The 20,700-nt window shown below is 34.8% G+C and carries 19 protein-coding genes; 10 read left to right on the top strand and 9 right to left on the bottom strand.

Annotated features, from left to right (window positions below):
- Window positions 1–370 precede the first annotated feature (370 nt).
- The 4 genes from AAGD68_RS06125 to AAGD68_RS06110 all read left to right on the top strand — a co-directional run bounded on the left by AAGD68_RS06125 (window position 371) and on the right by AAGD68_RS06110 (window position 3,851).
- Complete coding sequence (locus AAGD68_RS06125; protein WP_253309239.1) at window positions 371–1,042, top strand: P44/Msp2 family outer membrane protein; 672 nt, start codon at window positions 371–373, stop codon at window positions 1,040–1,042.
- Between the two features lie 141 nt (window positions 1,043–1,183).
- Complete coding sequence (locus AAGD68_RS06120; protein WP_265045148.1) at window positions 1,184–1,342, top strand: hypothetical protein; 159 nt, start codon at window positions 1,184–1,186, stop codon at window positions 1,340–1,342.
- A gap of 271 nt (window positions 1,343–1,613) precedes the next feature.
- Window positions 1,614–2,849 carry a tRNA (N(6)-L-threonylcarbamoyladenosine(37)-C(2))-methylthiotransferase MtaB gene (gene mtaB, locus AAGD68_RS06115; RefSeq protein ID WP_253309241.1) on the top strand — a complete coding sequence of 412 codons (1,236 nt, stop codon included), beginning with the start codon at window positions 1,614–1,616 and terminating at the stop codon, window positions 2,847–2,849.
- Between the two features lie 66 nt (window positions 2,850–2,915).
- Window positions 2,916–3,851, top strand: coding sequence for an outer membrane protein (locus AAGD68_RS06110; RefSeq protein WP_253309242.1), 936 nt, complete (start codon window positions 2,916–2,918; stop codon window positions 3,849–3,851).
- Window positions 3,852–3,858: 7 nt separating this feature from the next.
- On the opposite strand, the gene AAGD68_RS06105 is transcribed toward AAGD68_RS06110, so the two are convergent.
- The 5 genes from AAGD68_RS06105 to AAGD68_RS06085 all read right to left on the bottom strand — a co-directional run bounded on the left by AAGD68_RS06105 (window position 3,859) and on the right by AAGD68_RS06085 (window position 11,666).
- The gene (locus AAGD68_RS06105; RefSeq protein ID WP_253309243.1) at window positions 3,859–5,373 is read right to left on the bottom strand and encodes a secretion system protein; all 1,515 of its coding nucleotides are present in this window, start codon (window positions 5,371–5,373) and stop codon (window positions 3,859–3,861) included.
- Between the two features lie 297 nt (window positions 5,374–5,670).
- Complete coding sequence (locus AAGD68_RS06100) at window positions 5,671–7,044, bottom strand: ankyrin repeat domain-containing protein (RefSeq protein ID WP_341814195.1); 1,374 nt, start codon at window positions 7,042–7,044, stop codon at window positions 5,671–5,673.
- 1,149 nt (window positions 7,045–8,193) lie between these two features.
- Window positions 8,194–9,189 (bottom strand): hypothetical protein, encoded by a 996-nt coding sequence (locus AAGD68_RS06095; RefSeq protein WP_265045145.1) that lies wholly within the window; start codon window positions 9,187–9,189, stop codon window positions 8,194–8,196.
- Window positions 9,190–9,315: 126 nt separating this feature from the next.
- The gene (locus tag AAGD68_RS06090) at window positions 9,316–10,872 is read right to left on the bottom strand and encodes a penicillin-binding transpeptidase domain-containing protein (RefSeq protein WP_264687761.1); all 1,557 of its coding nucleotides are present in this window, start codon (window positions 10,870–10,872) and stop codon (window positions 9,316–9,318) included.
- Window positions 10,827–11,666, bottom strand: a complete 840-nt coding sequence (locus tag AAGD68_RS06085; RefSeq protein WP_341814194.1) for a polysaccharide deacetylase family protein — start codon at window positions 11,664–11,666, stop codon at window positions 10,827–10,829. The genes AAGD68_RS06090 and AAGD68_RS06085 overlap by 46 nt, the downstream gene beginning before the upstream one ends.
- A 125-nt stretch (window positions 11,667–11,791) precedes the next feature.
- Here AAGD68_RS06085 and AAGD68_RS06080 point away from each other — a divergent pair, with 125 nt between their 5' ends.
- The 6 genes from AAGD68_RS06080 to AAGD68_RS06055 all read left to right on the top strand — a co-directional run bounded on the left by AAGD68_RS06080 (window position 11,792) and on the right by AAGD68_RS06055 (window position 16,991).
- Window positions 11,792–13,300: a YifB family Mg chelatase-like AAA ATPase gene (locus AAGD68_RS06080; protein ID WP_341814193.1), complete on the top strand. Its 1,509-nt coding sequence runs from the start codon at window positions 11,792–11,794 to the stop codon at window positions 13,298–13,300.
- A gap of 84 nt (window positions 13,301–13,384) precedes the next feature.
- A complete protein-coding gene (locus AAGD68_RS06075) occupies window positions 13,385–13,837 on the top strand; it encodes a hypothetical protein (RefSeq protein WP_264687995.1) in 453 nt (150 codons plus the stop codon).
- Between the two features lie 238 nt (window positions 13,838–14,075).
- Window positions 14,076–15,272 carry a cell division protein FtsZ gene (gene ftsZ / locus AAGD68_RS06070; RefSeq protein WP_253309308.1) on the top strand — a complete coding sequence of 399 codons (1,197 nt, stop codon included), beginning with the start codon at window positions 14,076–14,078 and terminating at the stop codon, window positions 15,270–15,272.
- Complete coding sequence (locus AAGD68_RS06065) at window positions 15,272–15,670, top strand: EVE domain-containing protein (protein ID WP_253309309.1); 399 nt, start codon at window positions 15,272–15,274, stop codon at window positions 15,668–15,670. The genes ftsZ and AAGD68_RS06065 overlap by 1 nt, the downstream gene beginning before the upstream one ends.
- Window positions 15,664–16,116 (top strand): rRNA maturation RNase YbeY, encoded by a 453-nt coding sequence (ybeY, locus tag AAGD68_RS06060; RefSeq protein WP_253309310.1) that lies wholly within the window; start codon window positions 15,664–15,666, stop codon window positions 16,114–16,116. The genes AAGD68_RS06065 and ybeY overlap by 7 nt, the downstream gene beginning before the upstream one ends.
- An 86-nt stretch (window positions 16,117–16,202) precedes the next feature.
- A complete protein-coding gene (locus tag AAGD68_RS06055) occupies window positions 16,203–16,991 on the top strand; it encodes a succinate dehydrogenase iron-sulfur subunit (RefSeq protein WP_253309311.1) in 789 nt (262 codons plus the stop codon).
- A gap of 3 nt (window positions 16,992–16,994) precedes the next feature.
- On the opposite strand, the gene AAGD68_RS06050 is transcribed toward AAGD68_RS06055, so the two are convergent.
- Genes AAGD68_RS06050 through AAGD68_RS06035 form a run of 4 tightly spaced genes read right to left on the bottom strand, consistent with a single transcriptional unit; the run spans window position 16,995 to window position 20,428 of the window.
- Entirely contained in the window at window positions 16,995–18,131 is a 1,137-nt protein-coding gene (locus AAGD68_RS06050) for a hypothetical protein (protein ID WP_187297077.1), read from the bottom strand.
- A gap of 42 nt (window positions 18,132–18,173) precedes the next feature.
- Entirely contained in the window at window positions 18,174–18,953 is a 780-nt protein-coding gene (locus tag AAGD68_RS06045) for a GNAT family N-acetyltransferase (protein ID WP_253309312.1), read from the bottom strand.
- The gene (locus AAGD68_RS06040; RefSeq protein ID WP_265016633.1) at window positions 18,943–19,425 is read right to left on the bottom strand and encodes a phosphatidylglycerophosphatase A; all 483 of its coding nucleotides are present in this window, start codon (window positions 19,423–19,425) and stop codon (window positions 18,943–18,945) included. Before AAGD68_RS06040 ends, AAGD68_RS06045 begins: the two co-directional genes overlap by 11 nt.
- Before the next feature lie 19 nt (window positions 19,426–19,444).
- Window positions 19,445–20,428, bottom strand: coding sequence for an NAD(P)H-dependent glycerol-3-phosphate dehydrogenase (locus AAGD68_RS06035; protein WP_253309313.1), 984 nt, complete (start codon window positions 20,426–20,428; stop codon window positions 19,445–19,447).
- Window positions 20,429–20,700: the final 272 nt, after the last annotated feature.

Raw genomic sequence — 20,700 nt, 5'->3', positions numbered from 1 at the left:
TTCGCGGTATCTCAGCCGCTAACACGTAGCGGAATGACAGCAAGTCCTACGTCATACCGTCACGGTATCTCTAGATCCCGCTAACACGTGGCGGAATGACAGCAGTCCTACGTCATACCGTCACGGTATCTCATCCGCTAACAAGCAGCGGAATGACGAGGTCTTTCGATAGTAAATCTTACCTATGTTAGCTATACCAAAAAATCAAAAGTCGTGTAACTCTATTTATTCATTAATAAAATCTTTGTCTTCTCCTAAAAATTAGTTAAAATGTAGAATATTTTGTGTTATTAAGTTAGCACTTGACTTAACTTTAGTTGTTACTTAGACTGCTAAAGTGGAATTTTAATTTTTTTTTACGAGGACAATTATGCATTATAAAAAGTTTTTTTCAGCAGCCGCTTTAGCAACGTTGCTAAGTTTATCAAACTCTGCTTTCTCAGATCCTGTTGGTCCAATAAGTGATGAAGAAACTAGCTACTACGTTCGTTTGCAATACAACGGTGAAATTTTACCTCTTTTCACAAAAGTTGATGGTATTGCACATAAATCAGGCAAAGACAATAATAGTCCCTTAAAAGCATCTTTTATAGCTGGCGGTGGTGCGTTTGGTTATAAAATGGACGACATCAGGGTTGACGTTGAAGGACTTTACTCATGGTTGAATAAAGATGCAGATGTAGTAGGTGATACAGTTGCAGAAAGCTTAACAGCAATTTCAGGATTAGTTAACGTTTATTACGATGTAGCGATTGAAGACATGCCTATCACTCCATATGTTGGTGTTGGTGTTGGTGCAGCGTATATTAGCACACCTTTGGCAACTGCTGTGAGTAGTCAAAATGGTAAATTTGCTTTTGCTGGTCAAGCAAGAGCTGGTGTTAGTTACGATGTAACTCCAGAAGTCAAACTTTACGCTGGAGCTCGCTATTTCGGTTCTTATGGTGCTAACTTTGATAAAACTGACAAAGACGGCAAAGGGGAACTCAAAGTTCTTTACAGCACTGTTGGTGCAGAAGCTGGAGTAGCGTTTAATTTCTAGTCTATCTCAATCTTGTTATCCCAGTGGGTTTTTTCTTGTCATTCAAGTAGCATGACACTGGGGTGGCTTTGTTGCATAGCGTTCAGAAAAACTAGTGATTACTGACTAAATTCATTATAAAATGACGATTTAAGGATAAATATGCCACAAAAAATGAGAGTCAGTAACCAAAACGAATATAACAAGTTTCTAGAAAAAAGAGGAAATATTTTTCATGATATCAACGAAGCCATGGAAAATTGGTATGAAATTGGGCCAAAATGCAGGGTGGCAACAATATTTACAGCAACAAAGTGGTAATTTTGATACATATAATAACCCATCTGTTCAGAATAGGTTTGAGACAAACAGTCGGGTTTATAAAATGATATTTGCAACGTAATTGGTATGCCTAAATTTGAAATAGTCGCATAAAATTATTTACTCTGGAAAAAACTTACGTTGCTATGCAACAAAGCCATCCCAGTGTCTGCTGCTTGCATAGCATTTATCTACCAAAACAATGGTCATGCAAGAGACTTTGCTTGGATGTGTGATATAATTTAAATTGTAAGGTCTAAAAAATACTAGCATGAATGAAGTGATAACATTTGGTTGTCGTCTAAATTTTTACGAGAGTGAGTTAATCAAAGAAGCATTAAAAAAAGCAGAAAGAAAAAATGTTGTTGTGGTACATAGCTGTGCAGTGACAAACGAAGCAGAACGCCAAGTAAAGCAAAAAATACGTAAGATCTATAAAAACGACCCAAGTAAAGAAATTATCGTAGTTGGTTGTGCTGTTCAGTTGGATCCAGAAGTTTACAGTAGCATTCCTGGTGTAAGTAAAGTGCTCGGTAATCAAGATAAGCTAAAAGCTGAAAATTACTTACTAAATGACGATAAAATCTTAGTCAGTGATAACCAAGTAAACAAATCAGAACCTGTTCTAATTAATGGATTTGAAGATAAATCAAGGGCATTTATTGAAATTCAAAATGGTTGTAATCATAGCTGCACATTTTGCTCAATTACTGAGGCAAGAGGGAATAATCAATCTGTGCCAATAAACAGTATTATAGAGCAAATTAGGATCTTTGTAGAAAATGGATATCAAGAAGTAGTGTTTACAGGTGTTGATATTACTGACTTTGGTACAGATTTGTTTGCCAAGCCATCACTTGGTTCAATGATTAGGAGAGTTTTAAAAGATATACCAGAGTTGAAGAGGCTAAGACTTTCCTCTATCGATGTTGCTGAAGTTGACGACGAATTAATGGATTTAATAGCTAATGAGTCAAGACTTATGCCTCATTTACATTTGAGTCTACAATCTGGTAATAATTTAATACTAAAGAGAATGAAGCGTCGTCACAACAGAGAACAAGTAATAGAATTTTGTCATAAAATGAAGAGCTTGAGGCCTAATATAGCATTTGGCGCTGATATTATTGCTGGATTTCCAACAGAAACTGATGAAATGTTTCAGGATACAGTTGATTTACTGAAAAAAACAAATATAGTTTACCTACATGCTTTTCCATATTCAGAGCGGAAGAATACACCTGCTGCACGAATGCCACAAGTACCAGAGAATGTGCGTAAAGAACGAGTAAAAAATTTAAGAGAAATGAATAGAGAAATGATGAGTAGCTTTTATCAATCTTTGATAGGCACTGAACAAAGTGTTCTGGTTGAGCAAAATAATGTCGGTAGAACAGAAAATTTTGCATTAGTAAAGCTTGAATCAAAAGCTCAAGCCAAGAGTATTGTGAAAGTTAATGTTAAAGGAGTGGAAAATAATTATCTAATTGGAAATATTCTTTCTTAATTTTTGTACATTAAAGAAATATATGATATAGTAGTTATACTATAAATGATAATTATGGGTTCATTTGTGATAACTAAAATATCTATTACTTTATTTTTGATTTTCATTCCATGTGTCTATTTTTTTATTACTTATATTAGTAATACACACATTGAGCAAGTACAACTCTTAAAACTAGAAACGGACAATAATGAAGATGTAATGCATTCTGAAGAGGTTACTGAGAAAAAAATACTAATAAATGATTTAAAATATCAAGAACTTGAAAGTAGTCCTACTGAACAACCTTCTATTCTCCAAGTAGCTGATCAGAAAAATATGTGGTCACGTATTGCAGATCAAGCTGATAATGAGCAGCCTACAAAAGAAAAATCAAAAAAACTTGATTTTTATGTTAGTGCTAACGGTGGTAAGGTATACCATGATAATTCAGAAACATTTGTAAAGGGTATAAAGGCAATAGGGGAGAGAGTCCTAACTTTAGTTGAAAGTCATTATGGTTTTATGATAAAAAATATAGTGGCAAATGAAATTAAAAGCATAAAAGAATTTAATGGTAAAATTGATTTCCAATGGGTTAACAGCATATCTTTAGGTTACTATGCTGGAGAAAATGGCCGAGTTGATTTTGAAGCCATGTATTCTAGAGCCAATATTGAAAATAGTAATTCTCCTCTGGTATTTGATAAATCAGCAAGTATATTTGCGTTTTTGTTAAACTTATATTATAATCCCAGCTTTCAGGATACGCAATTTGCTCCATACATCGGCCTTGGTATAGGACCAACAGTTTTTAGATTAAAAAGAATTAATGGATCACCCCAAAGTTCAATGCCACTTAATGTTCCTTGGTTTGCTTATCAAATAAAGCTTGGTATTAACTATTCAATAATCCCAGAAGTCAAAACCTTTCTCGGCTATCGTTACTTTAGCGTTCCGATACCTGTTGCAGATGACATATCCACTCATAATATTGAAGTTGGTTTGATATTTAATTTTTAGTAGTGATTTAATATATATATAAATTCTTATCTTTTCTATCTAACAAACCAAATGTTGGTACGATTGTTGCTTTTAAAAAAATGACAGTTTCTACTGTTCTAATGTTATTCGCTAGCCTTTTTGACTTCTGATGTAATGTAGCTTTAAAGCTTTGCTTATCTTCCCTATGTTCTATAAGCCCGCCGATTACCATAATTTCACCGCTCTTAATTTTTAACATAGAGTTCATTTCTCTGATTTCAACAATTGGAATGTCGCTATTTAATTTCATTTTACTCTGCTGTGCGATGTACTCTATATCTGGATCTTTAATGTAGCCGTTAATTCTTGATAAAGTTGGATGTATATCCATGAATATTTCACTAGTATCAATGTTAATGCTTGGGTGGATTATTAGCACAACACCTATTGGAACACTATTCATCTTGGTAATTAAGGTCTGATTAGAATTTCTAGTATCTTTTTGTATGTCGGAAGTAAAATAAATATGGTTTTTAGTAAATGAAATCATCGCTTGCTGATTATTTATAGCATGTACTCTGGGGCTTGAAATTACAGTTGAAGTGCCAAATTTGTCTAAATTTCTTACTAAATCTCCTAGATCACTCGCACCAAAGTTCATTGCTAGGTTAATAATGGAGTTATCTTGATTTATTATAGACTTAGTTCCATCGCGTAAGTCATTTAAGTTTATACCAGAAAGATATTTGTCATCTAACACAACTTCAACTATTTTTGCCTCTATCATTACTTGAGAAGACGCTAATTTCTTAACCTTATTAATATATTCTTCAACAGCTTTATGGATATCTTTTCTAGCATTCAAAATAATAACACCAGCTTCTCTGTTGGATGAAAGGAATTCGCCATCATCCACCCCGTTAACATCCATTATTGCATTCAAGCCTTTTTCTAATGAATTCCATAAGTCACTACTGTATTGAGACTTCATAACATTGTTATAGTCCCTATCAGTGTGACTTCCATCACTGTTAGTGATATTGTTACTAATGACGAAACTGCTTTGAGCAGAATGTTGAATATTAATGAAGTCTGCGTAATAATTTTGCGCGTATGGCAAGTCCTGCTCAATTCTAATTACACCATTGCTTGTTGAGTAACGCAATTTGGCGCTATTTGCTATACTCTGAATTACTTCATTTATATTCTTATCTTTTAGCTTTAAAATAATATTACCTGATATTTTTGGGTCTATATCCAAGTTAACGTCAGAAAGTTTTCCTATCTCAATCAGCAAATCTTTTACTGATACTTCTTCACTAACATTAATAGAAATAAGCTGATTACTGATTGTGAGATCGGGAAACTCTATTGGTAAAGGCATAATTTCTGGTATTGCCGGTTCATTAATCTCCAAAGAGGTGTTGTATTGCTGCAACGAATAATCGTGCTCACCTATATCATGATGATCTTCGTTGCCTATATTAGTGAGATGTTGCTTAGTAGGCAGGTGTGTGCAAGAAATAATGAAGAGGAGTATTAAGCATTTAAAAATAGCCATTAGAACAGCATATAGATCTATACTAATAGATTTCTATAAAAATATTAAAAATGTATTTAATTTCGTTTTCATCGAGCAGATAATTGTCATATATTAGCTTGACCTACACTGGCTATAGCTAAACTGACTTAGATTTACCGACGATTTGAAAAACCGTCATCCCGCTACGTGTTAGCGGGATCTAGAGATACCGTGACGGTATGACGGTTCGCGGCGGTATAGTAACTCGTCATTCCGCTACTCGTTAGCGCCGTGGCGGTATAGCTATATATGTTTTTTTGTACGCCCCTCTTGTACTTAAATGTAGAGTAAGTTTTCCAGCATAGCCTTAGTTTTTTTATATATTTTACTTCTTTCTCTATATTTAATAATAGGCTTAAAAATAAATGGTAAGCCTATAATTGTTAAGCTTAGAGCTAGGGTTGAAAGTATACAACAGGCTTTGTGTTTACTATGTAGCTCTTTCAGGTAAAGCATCAAAAATCTACAAAATTTTTTGTAATTTTCTTCGATGTTTTTTTTGCTATGAGCCTTGCTAATGAATATATCTATTGCGGTATGACCGTTATTACACTTAATGTTAAGGTCTGCACCTTTTTCTGTTAACAGCTGAGCTATATCAAAATAATCCTTTTGAACAGCAAGATGTAGAGGTGCAAAACCTTGTTGCTCACAAATGTTCATATTGGCTCTAACTTCCAATAACATTTTCACAATTTTTGTATGGCCTTTTTTAACTGCCAGTAGCAAGGGAGTTCTGTTACATTTAGTAACAGCATTAATGTTTACCTTAAGCTTCAATAAGAGCTTAACTGTTTTAGTGTTACCATTATGGCTAGCTTTATGCAGCCTGGCGTTGCCATTAAAATCTTGATCATTTGCATCTATTCCTTTTGATACAAGAAATGTTACCATTTTTCTATTATTATGCTCAATAGCGCAATCTAATGCATCAAAACCATGGTTGTTTTTTGTGCAAAAAAACTCTTTAAGTTTAATTTCATCGTTACTTGCTTGCTGTCTTTTTGCAATAAGTTTAACTATTTGCATTTTGTTGTTATACGCTGCTAGGAAAAGCGTAGTGTTATTTTCTGCATCTTTGGCTTCTATATTTGCACCTTTCTTTATCAGATATTCTATAATTTCTGCTCTGCTGTCATAATGTGCAGTGCATTGATAGATAGTTAAAAACAAAGGAGTGCGAAAATTGTTATCTTCACATTCGAGATTTGCTCCGCTATCAATTAAAATTTGGACGCTTTTTTTAGAACCGTATAGTGAAGCTATATGAAGAGGAGTATAGCCCTCTTTGGCGTCTTTTTCATTAATTTTTGCGCCTTTTGTTATCAAAAAATTTATTAATTCCGTGTCATCTTGTAGTGCAGCAAGGTGCAGTGGAGTGAATCCATTTTTATTCTTGGAATTGATTGTCAGTTGATTAACAAAAAGTTTAGCAATTTTCTTGTGTCCATGCATAATGGCGTAATGCAGTGGGTTTCTATTTTCGTTGTCTACGACATTAAAATCAGCTTCGTGCTCTAGCAATGATTTTACTCCAACTAAATCGCCTTCTTTTGTGAACTTATGCAAGAGAGTGATTCCACTTGCATCTTTTGAGTTAATATCAAATCCATTTTCTACTAATTGGTTTATATCTTCCTCACGCGCCATATCACTTAAGTCTCTAATTGAACCCTTTTCGCGTTAATAATACTCCTACTTGATTAAGTTTAAATGAATCTGTGAGAAATGGCTAGGATACTATGCATTCTTGCATAACAAACTTTTGGCAGCGCGTTGGATGAAACAAAAAAACCACTTGACAAACTCCTCCAGCCCCCTTATTATGACAATAAGGGTATTTATGATTCAAAACTTGTTTTTGACCTGCAGGCTCAATGACAAAATTCAGTAAAAAACTTAGGGTATTTTTTGGCGGATTACATAAAATTATAGCGGCTGCATGTCTTTTAAATTTTTTCTACATTCAGCCAAACCGCGCTTAAACTAAGCGTCAGCACATTATTACAGCGCCACTTACAGTAATATAGAGTCAAAACTCGCTACTCGGGGCTTCTTTTGCCTTTTTTTTCATTTGGTAAATTTCTTAAATATTTGTAGCTAAAAGAGCCCAAGAGAGGTGTCATTCCAGTGCTCCTTTTTTTGTCATCCCAGTGCCCAGACATTGGGATCTAGCTAAGTTGGTGAGTATAAAAGTAGCCGTTTTATGTTAAAATACAACGTTTTGATGATTATGAAAAGGCTGGATTCCAGTGTCACGCACTGGAATGACAAGAAGAGGGCACTGGGATCTAGCTAAGTTAGTGAGTGAAAAGTAGCCGTTTTATGTTAAAATACAACGTTTTGATGATTATGAAAAGGCTGGATTCCAGTGTCACGCACTGGAATGACAAGAAGAGGGCACTGGGATCTAGCTAAGTTGGTGAGTATAAAAGTAGCCGTTTTATGTTAAAATACAACGTTTTGATGATTATGAAAAGGCTGGATTCCAGTGTCACGCACTGGAATGACAAAAAAAGGAGCACTGGAATGATAAGAAAGGAGCTACTCGGATGACAGGAGAAAGGGGCACTGGAATGATACTATTATAGAGTGAACCAGTGTCTGGGCACTGCCGTCATAAAGGAACCAGTGTCAGCTACTTGGATGACACCATCCTTTTTTCTGGATCCCAGTGGGCTTTGTTGTATAGCTACTTATGAAGAGGGCAAATGGAAGAAATTCATTTGCCCTCAAACTGTGCCTTGCGATCCTTAAAAGGAAGAGTAGATGGATCTTTCACCTCACTATTCACCTCAGTCACTGTTGTTGCAGGAGGAGCTTGAGGTCCTGTTTGTAAATTAGCAGGCTAGGAGGTATTGGTGGCTTTTCTGTATTTGGTTGGTGGCTTGGCAAAGCTGCAATTTTAGGATATTGTTGATCCACATCATCAGATCTATAACCACTCTCGGGAGTGCTTGTTCCTTTTTCATCGTCTGATTGGTGGTTTGGAGGTGTTTGATGTTCATCTTCCCATTCACTATTAAGTGTACGATTTTGATCGTCATCTTCGTCATCACTATCACTCGAATAATTTGCTTTAAATCGAGACTGAAGCTTTTTGGACAAAACATCTATAAGATTTTTTGGTTGCACATCTTCCAGTTTATTTAACCTCTCTTTCTCCCTCTTGTCAGACTCTTTCTTGTTCGTGAGTTTTGTTCCTTTTTTTATTGCCTTAAGCAAATCATTATTAGCTTTAGGCATACTAGGACCACCAGTTTCCTTTAGTTTTACATTCTTTATCCCTGCGAACATATCATCATCCTTGGTTTGCATCGTAAGCTTGGGAGCTGGTGCACCACTTGCTTGATTCAATTGCTCAGGAGTTGGCATAGGAGGAGGAGGTGGTGGTGGAGTACCAGTTAATGGAGGAATTGCTACACCAAGTGTTAGCTGATGTTGTGAAAGAGTAGGCGTACTTGACTTATTCTTCAGATCAGTACCATTTTCACACACAGATTTTTTTGTTGGTTCTGGAAATTCAGTATGTTGTTGGTCAGACTGATCAAATTCTTTTCCACTCAGATCTATTTTTTTCTCATTACCAGCTATAGAAATGGCCCGTTTAATAAGATATATCACTGAAGCCAATGCAACAACCGTAGAAACAGCAAAAATTGCTAAAGGAACTGCTGCAATGGCACCAGAACCAGAAATTGCTGTAATAACATAAGGAAGATATTGACTAGCTGTGAAACTAAATGCAGATAATGATAAAACAGCAATTAAAGGACCAAGATTTGATGTACGCATTTTTTACTTCACTTGTTAATGATAATTTAATAATAACTAGATTATCATCATTCGTCAATAGTTTATGACTAAATTAATGTTTATATTAAGATAATACACGACAAGTAATAGCCATAATATTTATAGTTACTTTTCAAGCATGTATTGAAATATCTCATTAGCCATAGCAACATCTTGGCGCGGGGCTTTGCCGTGTTCTATAAACACAGAGATTGCGTAGCGCGGGTTATGGTAAGGACCATAAGCGATAAATAACTTATGACTTTCACCCTTAGAGTTTATCTCTGGTGTACCGGTTTTGCCGGCAATTTGTATGCTGCTTAGCCCTTTTCTATAGTTAGAATTCACCACGTCAAACATAGCTTTTCGAATTATGCTAAAATGCTCATAATCTACATCAATGTCAGGGAAATTTTGCACTGTATTACTCATTTCAATGTGGGGAATTACCTCTTTTCCTGTTGCAATCCTCGCTGCAAGAACTGCAAGCTGCAGTGGTGTTGTAAGCAAATACCCTTGTCCTATAACTAAGTTGATAGTGTCACCTAAATACCACTGCGAATATAGTTTTCGTGCGCGCCAATCTCTATCGGGCAACAATCCCGGAGCTTCTTCCTTAAACGTTCCAATCAGCGACCCACCGCCAATACCAAATTTTCTGGCCATTTCCACCAGAGAGTCTACACTTATTTTTTTTCCTATGTTATAAAAGTAAGTGTTGCATGATAATGCCATTGCCTCATTTAAAGATACATACCCATGGACTTTGCTTTTCAGGCAACGAAATTTCCGCTCACCTATTTTCATATAGCCCTTACACGAGAATTTCTCTTCTGGTATTATTATCCCGTCTTTTAAACCCGCAAGCGCAACTATTACTTTAAATATTGAACCAGGTGGAATTTGATACGACAATGCACGATTCACAAGTGGTAATGAAGGAGTATTCAAGCTTTCCCAAGTCTCATTTGATAGTCTGCTAGCAAAAAGATTATTATCGTAAGAAGGTGAATTATATAGTGCTAAAATTTCTCCGTTACTTACATCAATTACCACTGCGGAGCCTTGGTGATCTTTAAATACCTTTGCGATTTTCTCTTGCAGATTAATATCAATTGTTAGCTGTATATCTTGTCCGTCTTGTTGTGGTATGCTTGATAATTCTTTTATGACGCGTTTTTTAGAATTTATTTCCTGCTCAGATTTTCCTGACTTGCCTTTCAATATATGATCATATGTATATTCAATACCGCTGATTCCTACTTCGTTTATGCCTTGCTGTCTTTTTGTATATCCAATTACATGAGAACATATTGAACCAAACGGGTAATAACGTTTATAAAGAGCAGTTACTTTTGTTTCTGACGATCTTGCTATTTTAGACTCGACTTCTGATAATGTTTGCAAATCGACCTCCTCACCAGAAGTTTTTTGCCCATCAAACAGAACAACATACGAAATTTTGTTTACCGCAAGTTCAGTGCTATTCCTATCTAAAATTTTGCCCCGCTGAGGCATAATAGTAGCAACTCTTATTCTATTACTATTAGATAGTGCTTCGTACTTTTGTCTGTTTCGTATTTGTAAATTATATAACCTATAGCTAAAAATAGCGGAAATGGTAAGCTGAATACCACCTAATATGAATGCTCTGCGGTTAAAGACTTTGTTTTTTGTCCACATAACATTCCTTCAAAACGCACTTTTTCCCCCTCTTTTATTGTTACACTTCTGGCTTTTACCGTATTACAAACCCTTTCCTCCCACTCACTTAAGGTAACAAACTTGTAACCCGATTTTTTTAGTATTTTAATAATATGAGGTAAAGCTTCAATTGTGTTTGATCTGTTATTGTGATCATGAAACAGTATAACTGCTCCATTATGTACATTACTTAAAACTCTTTCAACTAAAGCTTCTGGTTTATCACCTTGCCAATCTAGCGAATCAACTGTCCATAATATTGAATACATATTTAATTGATCAGTATTTTCAATCAGATTATCGTCATGACATCCATATGGCGGGCGAAACCATTTTACATCTTGTTTTATTGCATTTTTAATTGCTGTATTTGTCTTTTCCAATTCTTGCAATTGTTCCTCACTTGAAAGTGATGTCAACTTCCTATGCGACCAAGAGTGATTGCCTAACTCATGACCTGCTTCATGGATTTTCTTTACTATCTCATATGTTTTTTTATTTATACGTTCACCAAGCACAAAAAACGTTGCTTTTGCTTCATAGCTTTCCAGAACATTAATAATATCGTTTACTCTATTGTTGGAAGGCCCATCATCAAACGTAAGCGCAACAAACTTATCGTCGTTATTCAACAATTTTTTTATATTACTTAAATTTCTATATGATAGATCCAGATTACAACTGAGCCCACAGTATGGTAAATTAAAATTACAATCACCACAGAAAACCGCGCTTGAGTATAGCAAAAGAAAAGTTATTATCCTTATAAGCATTTTGTAATCAGCAAAGTGATAGGATACTATGCACTTTTTTGCTAAGTTAAGCCATCTTTAATTGCTGTAGCCTTTACTTCATCACTTCTTTAATATATTATATTAACAATTTTATATAATATATTATGATTGCAAATATAAATACCGTTGCGCTTCAGGGAATTAGCACAGTAAATGTCAATGCACAAATTCATATGGCAAATGGTATTCCAGCTTTTAATATTGTTGGATTGCCGGATAAAACTGTTGCGGAATCCAAAGAGCGCATCAGAGCAGCGTTAAATTCAATCAATCTACTACTACCTCCAAAAAGAATTACAGTTAATCTCTCCCCTGCGGATTTGCTGAAAGAAGGCAGTCATTATGACTTGGCTATCGCTATTGGACTACTTGTTGTAATGAATGTGATACCAGTTGAAAAAGTTCAGTCTTATATAATCATGGGTGAACTGGCTCTTGATGGCAGAGTTATTCCAGTTTCAGGAGTGCTGCCAACAGCAATTAATGCAAAAAAGGCAAATAAAGGAGTAATTTGCCCAAGGGGAAATGGAGTAGAGGCTTCATGGGTAAAGAATGTTTCAATTCTAGCTATAGAGAAATTAACTGATATTATCAGACACTTTAAGGGTGAGCAATTAATTCAGCCAGTAATTTTTAATTATAGTGATGCACCCAAAGAAAAAAGATTGGTTCCCGATATGAAGGATATCAAAGGCCAAGTTGTTGCAAAAAGAGCAGCTGAAATTGCAGCAGCAGGTGGGCATAATATGCTTCTTGTTGGCCCTCCTGGTACTGGAAAATCAATGCTTGCTAAGCGCTTTATAGGATTGCTGCCTGATTTGACCGAACAGGAGATGATTGATGTTAATATTATTTCCAGCATAACAAAAACTGGTAATGAAATATTCAAAGTAACTCGCCCCTTTCGTGAACCTCATCATTCATGCTCTATGCCAGCAATGATAGGGGGAGGAAAGAATGCAAAACCTGGAGAAATCACTATGGCTCACAATGGCGTGTTATTCCTTGATGAGCTACCTGAATTTCCAAGACTTGTGCTTGATTCTCTGCGCCAACCACTTGAAGATAGAAAAGTTACCGTTGCAAGGGCAAATGCTCACATAACCTACCCTGCAAATTTTCAACTGATTGCTGCGATGAACCCCTGCAGATGTGGTTACTTGGGGGATGCAAGTAGATCGTGCAACAAAGCTCCAAAGTGTGGCACAGATTACAAAAACAAAATATCAGGACCATTGCTTGATAGAATAGACATATGCATTGAAATGCCAAACGTTAGCATACTCTCTCCTGAAATCTCTGTGGAGGTAGAAAGTACTAAAATCATAAGAGAAAGAGTGATAGCAGCAAGAAAAGTTCAAACTGAGCATTATAGTAAATTGAATGTTCGTTGTAACGCAGAAGTAAGCGGTGAAGCATTTAATAAATTTACTGAACCAGATCAGGCAGGGTTAGAATTGCTAAAATACGTACTGAAAGAAAATTACATTTCCAATCGAGGCTACACACGCGTATTAAAAGTTGCAAGAACCATTGCAGATCTTGCAAAAAGTGAAGAAGTAAAAAGAGCACACATTGCTGAAGCGCTGAATTACAGAATAAGGATATATTAAAAAATTAGTTTACTTGACAGACAATTTGTTTCATTATATACTGCCCTTAATGAAATTTTAACATTCTATTTAAGGAGTAGAGTTATGGCATTAACAGAATATAATTACGAACAAGAACATAGTGTTTTTCACGCTATTTCAGAGGGATATAAAAACCCTGATAATGGACACTGGGGAGTTACAGGTGCTGCTGGTGGGCTTGGTCAGTATATTAAGGATAATAAGTTAAGAACAGCATTATTTCCGGTTGCAGTTGCAAGTGTTGTCTTTACAGCAATGCATATGAAAGCAGGCTTTGTTAGTGCAGCAGAAGCTTCTGGGTTTCTTGCTAAGACTGCCAGCTACTTTGTTGGGACAAATCAAGCAATAGCTGCTTCATTACCTGGATTTATCGGAACAGGTGTTGCTGGTCAGATAGTTGCAGGTGCCATAATGACAATTGCTGCAGCTGCTGTTCTTTATGGAACATATCAAGTTGCCTCAAAATTAAAAGATGTTGTGGTTGAAGCATCGAACAAAGCAGAAAAAGGTGTATAATAACTTCAACAAAACAAAAAGGGATAGGTCTCTGTCCCTTTTTATAAACATTTTTTATTTTTTTGAAGTAATATCATCCAAAAATCTAGTAATTATAAAATAGCACTTATTAGTATAAATATTAAGAATAAGTAAATCCCGTTTACTGTTTACGCCTATAGAAGTGAAAAGTATTTGCATATTATTAAAAAAGCGGTAACTTACTATCAAGTGAATTCGCTAAATTTGAGTAATTTAAATGTCTATTGATCTTAGTCTGCCGGAGTTACCTATATTACACCCAAGGATTACCGTTGTGGGAGTGGGTGGTGCTGGTGGAAATGCTGTGAATAACATGATCCAATCTAATTTGCAAGGAGTGAATTTTGTTGTCGCAAATACCGACGCTCAAGCACTAGAAAAGTCGTTATGTGATAAAAAAATTCAGCTTGGCATTAATTTAACTAAGGGTCTTGGTGCTGGTGCTTTGCCTGATGTTGGGAAAGGTGCAGCAGAAGAATCAATCGATGAAATTATGGAGCATATAAAAGATAGTCATATGCTTTTCATCACAGCAGGAATGGGCGGTGGTACCGGAACCGGTGCAGCACCGGTAATTGCAAAAGCAGCCAGAGAAGCAAGAGCTGCAGTTAAGGATAGAGCGCCAAAAGAAAAAAAGATATTGACTGTTGGAGTTGTAACTAAACCGTTCGGTTTTGAAGGTGTGCGCCGCATGCGCATTGCAGAGCTTGGACTTGAAGAACTGCAAAAATACGTGGATACACTTATTGTCATTCCAAATCAGAATTTATTTAGAATTGCAAATGAAAAAACTACATTTTCTGATGCATTTAAACTTGCTGATAATGTTCTGCATATTGGCATCAGAGGAGTAACTGACTTGATGGTCATGCCAGGGCTTATTAATCTTGACTTCGCTGATATAGAAACAGTAATGAGCGAGATGGGCAAAGCGATGATCGGCACCGGAGAGGCAGAAGGAGAAGATAGAGCAATTAGTGCTGCGGAAGCTGCAATATCCAATCCATTGCTTGACAATGTATCAATGAAAGGTGCGCAAGGAATATTAATTAACATTACTGGTGGCGGAGATATGACTCTGTTTGAAGTTGATGCTGCAGCCAATAGAGTGCGTGAAGAAGTAGATGAAAATGCAAATATAATATTTGGTGCTACTTTTGATCAAGCGATGGAGGGAAGAGTTAGAGTTTCTGTTCTTGCAACTGGCATTGATGGTCGCAATAATAAGTCAGAAACTTCACCTATAAGTCAGAGCGAAGACTCAGAGAAAGAGAAATTTAAGTGGCCCTATAGTCACAGTGAAAGTACGCAAGACAAAACACTGGAAACAAAACCAACTGAACAGGTAAGCGAAGGAGCTAAATGGGGCAGCAATGTTTATGATATACCGGCTTATTTAAGAAGAAAAAAATAATGCAACTTTGGCTACTCAAGTCAGAGCCAAGTGAATATTCATGGCAAAAAATGGAAAAGGAGCAGGTAGTTGAGTGGGATGGCGTGCGCAATTATCAAGCTCAAAATTACATGAAAATTATGAAAGTAAGCGATCTTGCGTTTTTTTATCATACAGGTAAAGAGAAAGCAATACTTGGAATCGTTGAAGTATTTAAAGAGTATTATCATATTAATGATCCCAAGTTCGGATTAGTGAATGTAAAGTTTTTGAAACCTTTAAATAACCAAGTAACGTTAAATAATATAAAACAAAACCCACTTTTGAAAAATATGTCTATATTAAAACAACCACGTTTATCAATTGCCCCAGTTTCGGAAATTGAATGGAATGAAGTAATAAGGATGAGTGAATGTTAGAAGTAAATATTCTTGACAAGAAATGGTGCAGCATTATAGAAAATCCTAAAAATTTTGTATTAGGTGTCATCAATGCTTCTCTAAAAGAATTAAAAATAGACCACTATAAACCAAATATATCAATAGCTCTGGCTGATGATGATTTGCTACATCAACTTAATTTAAAATTTAGAGAAATGGATAAGCCAACTAACGTACTATCATTTCCGTGTGAACAATTGTCTAATGAGTGCGATTTAGGAGACATAGCAATTTCAATAGACACAATAAAAAGAGAATCGCATGAGTATTGTATACCTATTCTTGCTCACATTGCACACATGTTAGTGCATGGATTACTGCATTTACTTGGTCATGATCACCAAAAAAAAGATGAAGAAATTATAATGAAAAATCTAGAAAGAGAAATTTTAGCTTCGCTTGGCTACAATATGTGCGCGATTTAAAAGGAATTTAATAAAAATATAGTAGATGATAATAAAATATGTTATCTACAAAGGGTTTTAGCTATAAACAATAAAAGGTAAGTGATATGGTTCAGTTTTCTTTGCCAAAGAATTCTAAAATTAATCAAAAGGGCAAAATTTATCCTATTCCTGCTAGAGCAAAAAACATCAGAAGATTTCAAATTTACCGTTGGTCTGCTGATGACGAGAAAAACCCTAGAATAGACACATTTTTTATTGATATGGATAGTTGTGGCCCTATGGTACTTGATGCATTAATAAAAATAAAGGATGAAATAGATTCGACTTTAACTTTCAGACGTTCTTGTAGAGAAGGCATATGTGGATCTTGTGCCATGAATATTGACGGAACCAATACTCTTGCATGTACTAGATCTATACACGATATAAAAGGTGATGTAAAAATATATCCATTACCTCACATGTATGTGATAAAGGACCTAGTCTCGGACTTGAGCCAATTTTATGAGCAATACAAATCAATTAAACCTTGGTTACAAGCAGATAAGCCTGCCCTACCAAATAAAGAATACTCTCAATCTCCTGAAGATAGAAAAAAATTAGATGGCTTGTCCGACTGTATATTATGTGCTTGCTGTTCGACTGGTTGCCCAAGCTACTGGTGGAATAGTGATAAATTTTTAGGACCAGCAATACTATTACAAGCCTACAGATGGATTGCTGACAGCCGTGATAATAAGACAGGTGAAAGACTTGATGTTTTAAACGACCCATTCAAGTTGTATCGTTGTCATACAATAATGAATTGCACAAAAACTTGTCCTAAAGGACTTAATCCAGCAAGAGCAATAGCGAAAGTAAAACAGCTCATGGTAGAGAAAGAAGGAGTTTAAGTATCATCTTTTGCATTCTTCGTAAGAGAACAGCAAACCTTCCGAAGCGTAGGGTATTGTTAATACCCTGAACGCTTTTCCATTCGTGAAATGCATCGTATCATCATACGATGCAAATAATTTTTTGAATAACTCATGTCTTTGGTTACTAATAGTTTGAAAATCCTCTTTTTCTAAAAGCTTTTTAGATTCGAAGAGGTAAAGCATAACTTCATGATAAGTTGGGTAAGATGCCAAAAATTTTGGGTCAAATTGAAAGGTTTTTATGAAAGCATTATTATAAAATTTTAGCTTTTGATTCTTACTATATATTACTATAGCAACCGGCAACCTCTCAAGCAAATTTTTCTGTGTAGCTAAATAACTGTTTAATTCAGTATATAATTTCTCTGCATCACTAACATCTTTCCCATACATTACTATGCTACCAGAACCTTGTATTGGAATTTTAACAAAATCGAAAACCTTAGGTTCGTTCTTGTAAGTTACGACATGCCTTCCTGGTTTTGTGCTATGAGCGCTACTGGTAATAGCAAATTTCTTAGAGCCATCTACATATTTATCATAAAACAAATTATAAAATTCTACCTTTCTATTCTTGTTATATTTTAGTATTGGAAATGGTAAAGAGTTGAAAACATTTTTATAGCTCTCCACTTCTTGTGTAAGCTTACTATTTTCTAGCTCAAGTCCGTGAGCTTTTATTTTACAGTCTGAGACATTCCTTATCCATAACAGCACACCAATCACATTGTTAGAATCATCTATTATGCTTCTACCATAACATATGCAATAAACCTCACTGTCTTTTGACTTTAAATCTAGAGTAAAAGATTTATTTATTTCCTTTGCCTCAGCAAAATTTTTAATTAAACTTTCTGATTGCTCAAAAAAATTCACAAACTCATTAAATGAGTAAAAAACAGTATTAAGCAAAATTAGTAAGTTGGGAGAGAACTTTTCTATACGCTTTTTTGCATCCCAAATATAAAACCCATCATTCACAGTATCAATTAAATTATTTATGATAACATTTCGATGTTGTAAGTTCTTAATCTTATTACTAATTTTTAATTTAGAATAAGAGAGAAAGAATAATATTAGAATCAATATTAAAACCACTTCATACAAAAAAAACATAGCACTTCTAAAACAGATGTAAAAACTTGTAACCGCTCAGAATTATGCTGAAGAGTTATATAAGTAAAGATTGCCTAACATCTGAAAGCCCAATCTCTTATAAAGGTTTACAGAAGGTTTCATACAATGTGCTACTATATATTTGCATTCAAGCTGTTTAGCTATCTTTATTCTTTCTAAAACCATTTGGGTACCTATTCCACGATTCCTGTAAATTGGTAAAACTCCATCACTATAAAAACCAGCTACACTGTCTTGAACATAAAGACCGCATGTCCCAATAATTTCACTATTTAGTGTTACAAGAAAAAATCTTAATCTTGAGTTTTTATCATCATAATTTGATAATCCGCGAAAAAATGTGCTGACAATTCCAACGCCATGATAAAAAATTTTAGAAGTGTGTAAATCTAACTGTTCTAAGAGGTCGCTACCATTTACAGCATTTAACCTCAAGTTTGGAATAACATCAGCAGGTAAAAAGTAATTTTTCATATTAAGTAAAGCTTTTTTTGGTGTGCTAACGTGTTTTATTTCACACTTTTCTAAAATATCTCTTATTTTCATATGTGAATTTATTACCCATGTTGCTTCTATATCTCTTGTTCTGAGATAATCTAGAGTTTTTTGTATAGAAAGCTCGGTACATTGATCTCCACAGAACACAAAATTAAATAATGACTCCCTAGTACCATTTATTGTAAATGTAACGTTATCAAATTCATCGTGTACTTCCCACTCAGATAAATTCGCTGTGTACAGTATATAATCCTTTAAATTTTGAACAATTAAGCTTGAATAATAAATTTTTTTATCCTGCATACATCAACAATAAACAATAAAAGGCTCCTATAAGAACACAGGCTAAAATTGCAGCTATAATGTCATCTAGCATAACACCTAAAGGACCTTTGGTATTTTTATCGATCAAATTTATAGGCCACGTTTTTATTATATCAAAAAACCTAAAAGAAAAAAAGCACAACAACAATGAAGAGCAATTCATCTCTTGGCTTAACAATATCGAAACTAAAAGTATTGTCAGCAATTGACCAACTACTTCGTCAATTACTACCTCTTTTGGATCACATGAAGTCTTGTAGTGTTTTATATAATTGCCTATAGACCATAGTCCAATCAAAAATAAAAAAAAAATAATTGCTGCACCTAAAATTCTGTCACTCAGTATCACAGGAACAATTGGATAAGAAGCTAAGCTGCCTATGGTACCTGGCATTTTTTTTACTGTGCCAGACAGCCACCATGTTGATATCAATTTATATAAAAATTTCACAATACACCAAAGTACAAAACTAATTTACAAGAACAGAAATAGTATCCTCTATAGAGGCGCTTTCATACAATAATCTATAGACCGCTTCACATATAGGCATTTTTATCTTTAGCTTTCTTGCTAAATTAAATATGGGCTCAGCAGTGCTAAAACCTTCAATCACTGACTTGCCTTCTGACAAAATCTGCTGAACATTAAAGCCATTGTCACTATTACCTATTTTAAACCCAAAAGATAGGTTTCTTGAATTCAAGGATGTGCATGTCATAATTAGGTCACCCAGACATGCCGGTCCAAGTAGTGTATTTATATCCACATTACCGTTACCAACTTTTGCTGAGTATAAAGCCTTAATTTCGCTTACACTTTTCGTAATCAATGCTGCATGAGCATTAAACCCAAGTTTACTACCTAGAACAATCCCACACGCTATAGCAAAAACGTTCTTTAACGCTGCACAAACCTGTATCCCTATAACATCGCTACTAAGGCGTAATTTAACATTTTCTTGCTGTAGTTCTGATACTAGCTTTGAACCCAATATGTTATTTCGGCATGCAAGAACCATTGAATAGGGCAATTTTCTTGCAACTTCTACAGCAAAACTAGGGCCTGAAAAAATAGCAATAGGATTGTTAGGTAAAACTTCATTTACTATTTCACTAGGTAATTTTAATGTAGACTTTTCTATTCCCTTACAAGCTAAAATTATTGCTACATCTTTTTTCAGATTACAATTATGCAATTGCTGACATACCTCCCTCAGAGATTGAGTGGGAACAGCGAGGATTGTTACTGAAGCATTAATTGTGTCTTCAATAGCCAATTTTACTGACACATTATCAGAAATTCGACAACCGGGTAGCTTGTCACTTTCTCTTTTCCCGTTGATTGATTCAAATGTAGTTTCATTGCGAGTCCACAAAATCACATCTTTCTTACTACTGAGTGAAATTGCGATTGCTGTACCCCATGCACCAGCACCTAAAATTGATATTGCCACACAATATTCCTGAAAGTATTACTTATACTTTAAAACAGTAGGATAAGTAAATTAAAAATATAACACAGACATATAGAATAGTTAAATATTTATTAACCGAAGTATTCTTTTAATAATAGTAACTTTAATTCAATATTTACTAAAAATATTATTACTACCATGGTATATCTATTATATTTTAGATCTATTTATATAACTTTGGAACAATATATTTATTATTAATTAATAAGTGTAATTTTGATCATTTGTTAATAAAGATTTGATTTATTACT

This window comes from Wolbachia endosymbiont (group A) of Machimus atricapillus (assembly GCF_964027095.1).
Lineage (GTDB): Bacteria > Pseudomonadota > Alphaproteobacteria > Rickettsiales > Anaplasmataceae > Wolbachia.
The sequence above is the reverse complement of the archived record's forward strand: the minus strand, read 5'-3'. Positions and strand labels throughout refer to the sequence as shown.

Bases quoted from the DNA above. Each gene is read 5' to 3' on its own strand.
- AAGD68_RS06125 (WP_253309239.1), top strand. From the start codon at position 371: ATGCATTATAAAAAGTTTTTTTCAGCAGCCGCTTTAGCAACGTTGCTA.
- AAGD68_RS06120 (WP_265045148.1), top strand. From the start codon at position 1,184: ATGCCACAAAAAATGAGAGTCAGTAACCAAAACGAATATAACAAGTTT.
- mtaB (WP_253309241.1), top strand. From the start codon at position 1,614: ATGAATGAAGTGATAACATTTGGTTGTCGTCTAAATTTTTACGAGAGT.
- AAGD68_RS06105 (WP_253309243.1), bottom strand. From the start codon at position 5,373: ATGGCTATTTTTAAATGCTTAATACTCCTCTTCATTATTTCTTGCACA.
- AAGD68_RS06100 (WP_341814195.1), bottom strand. From the start codon at position 7,044: ATGGCGCGTGAGGAAGATATAAACCAATTAGTAGAAAATGGATTTGAT.
- AAGD68_RS06095 (WP_265045145.1), bottom strand. From the start codon at position 9,189: ATGCGTACATCAAATCTTGGTCCTTTAATTGCTGTTTTATCATTATCT.
- AAGD68_RS06090 (WP_264687761.1), bottom strand. From the start codon at position 10,872: ATGTGGACAAAAAACAAAGTCTTTAACCGCAGAGCATTCATATTAGGT.
- AAGD68_RS06085 (WP_341814194.1), bottom strand. From the start codon at position 11,666: ATGCTTATAAGGATAATAACTTTTCTTTTGCTATACTCAAGCGCGGTT.
- AAGD68_RS06080 (WP_341814193.1), top strand. From the start codon at position 11,792: ATGATTGCAAATATAAATACCGTTGCGCTTCAGGGAATTAGCACAGTA.
- AAGD68_RS06075 (WP_264687995.1), top strand. From the start codon at position 13,385: ATGGCATTAACAGAATATAATTACGAACAAGAACATAGTGTTTTTCAC.
- ftsZ (WP_253309308.1), top strand. From the start codon at position 14,076: ATGTCTATTGATCTTAGTCTGCCGGAGTTACCTATATTACACCCAAGG.
- AAGD68_RS06065 (WP_253309309.1), top strand. From the start codon at position 15,272: ATGCAACTTTGGCTACTCAAGTCAGAGCCAAGTGAATATTCATGGCAA.
- ybeY (WP_253309310.1), top strand. From the start codon at position 15,664: ATGTTAGAAGTAAATATTCTTGACAAGAAATGGTGCAGCATTATAGAA.
- AAGD68_RS06055 (WP_253309311.1), top strand. From the start codon at position 16,203: ATGGTTCAGTTTTCTTTGCCAAAGAATTCTAAAATTAATCAAAAGGGC.
- AAGD68_RS06050 (WP_187297077.1), bottom strand. From the start codon at position 18,131: ATGTTTTTTTTGTATGAAGTGGTTTTAATATTGATTCTAATATTATTC.
- AAGD68_RS06045 (WP_253309312.1), bottom strand. From the start codon at position 18,953: ATGCAGGATAAAAAAATTTATTATTCAAGCTTAATTGTTCAAAATTTA.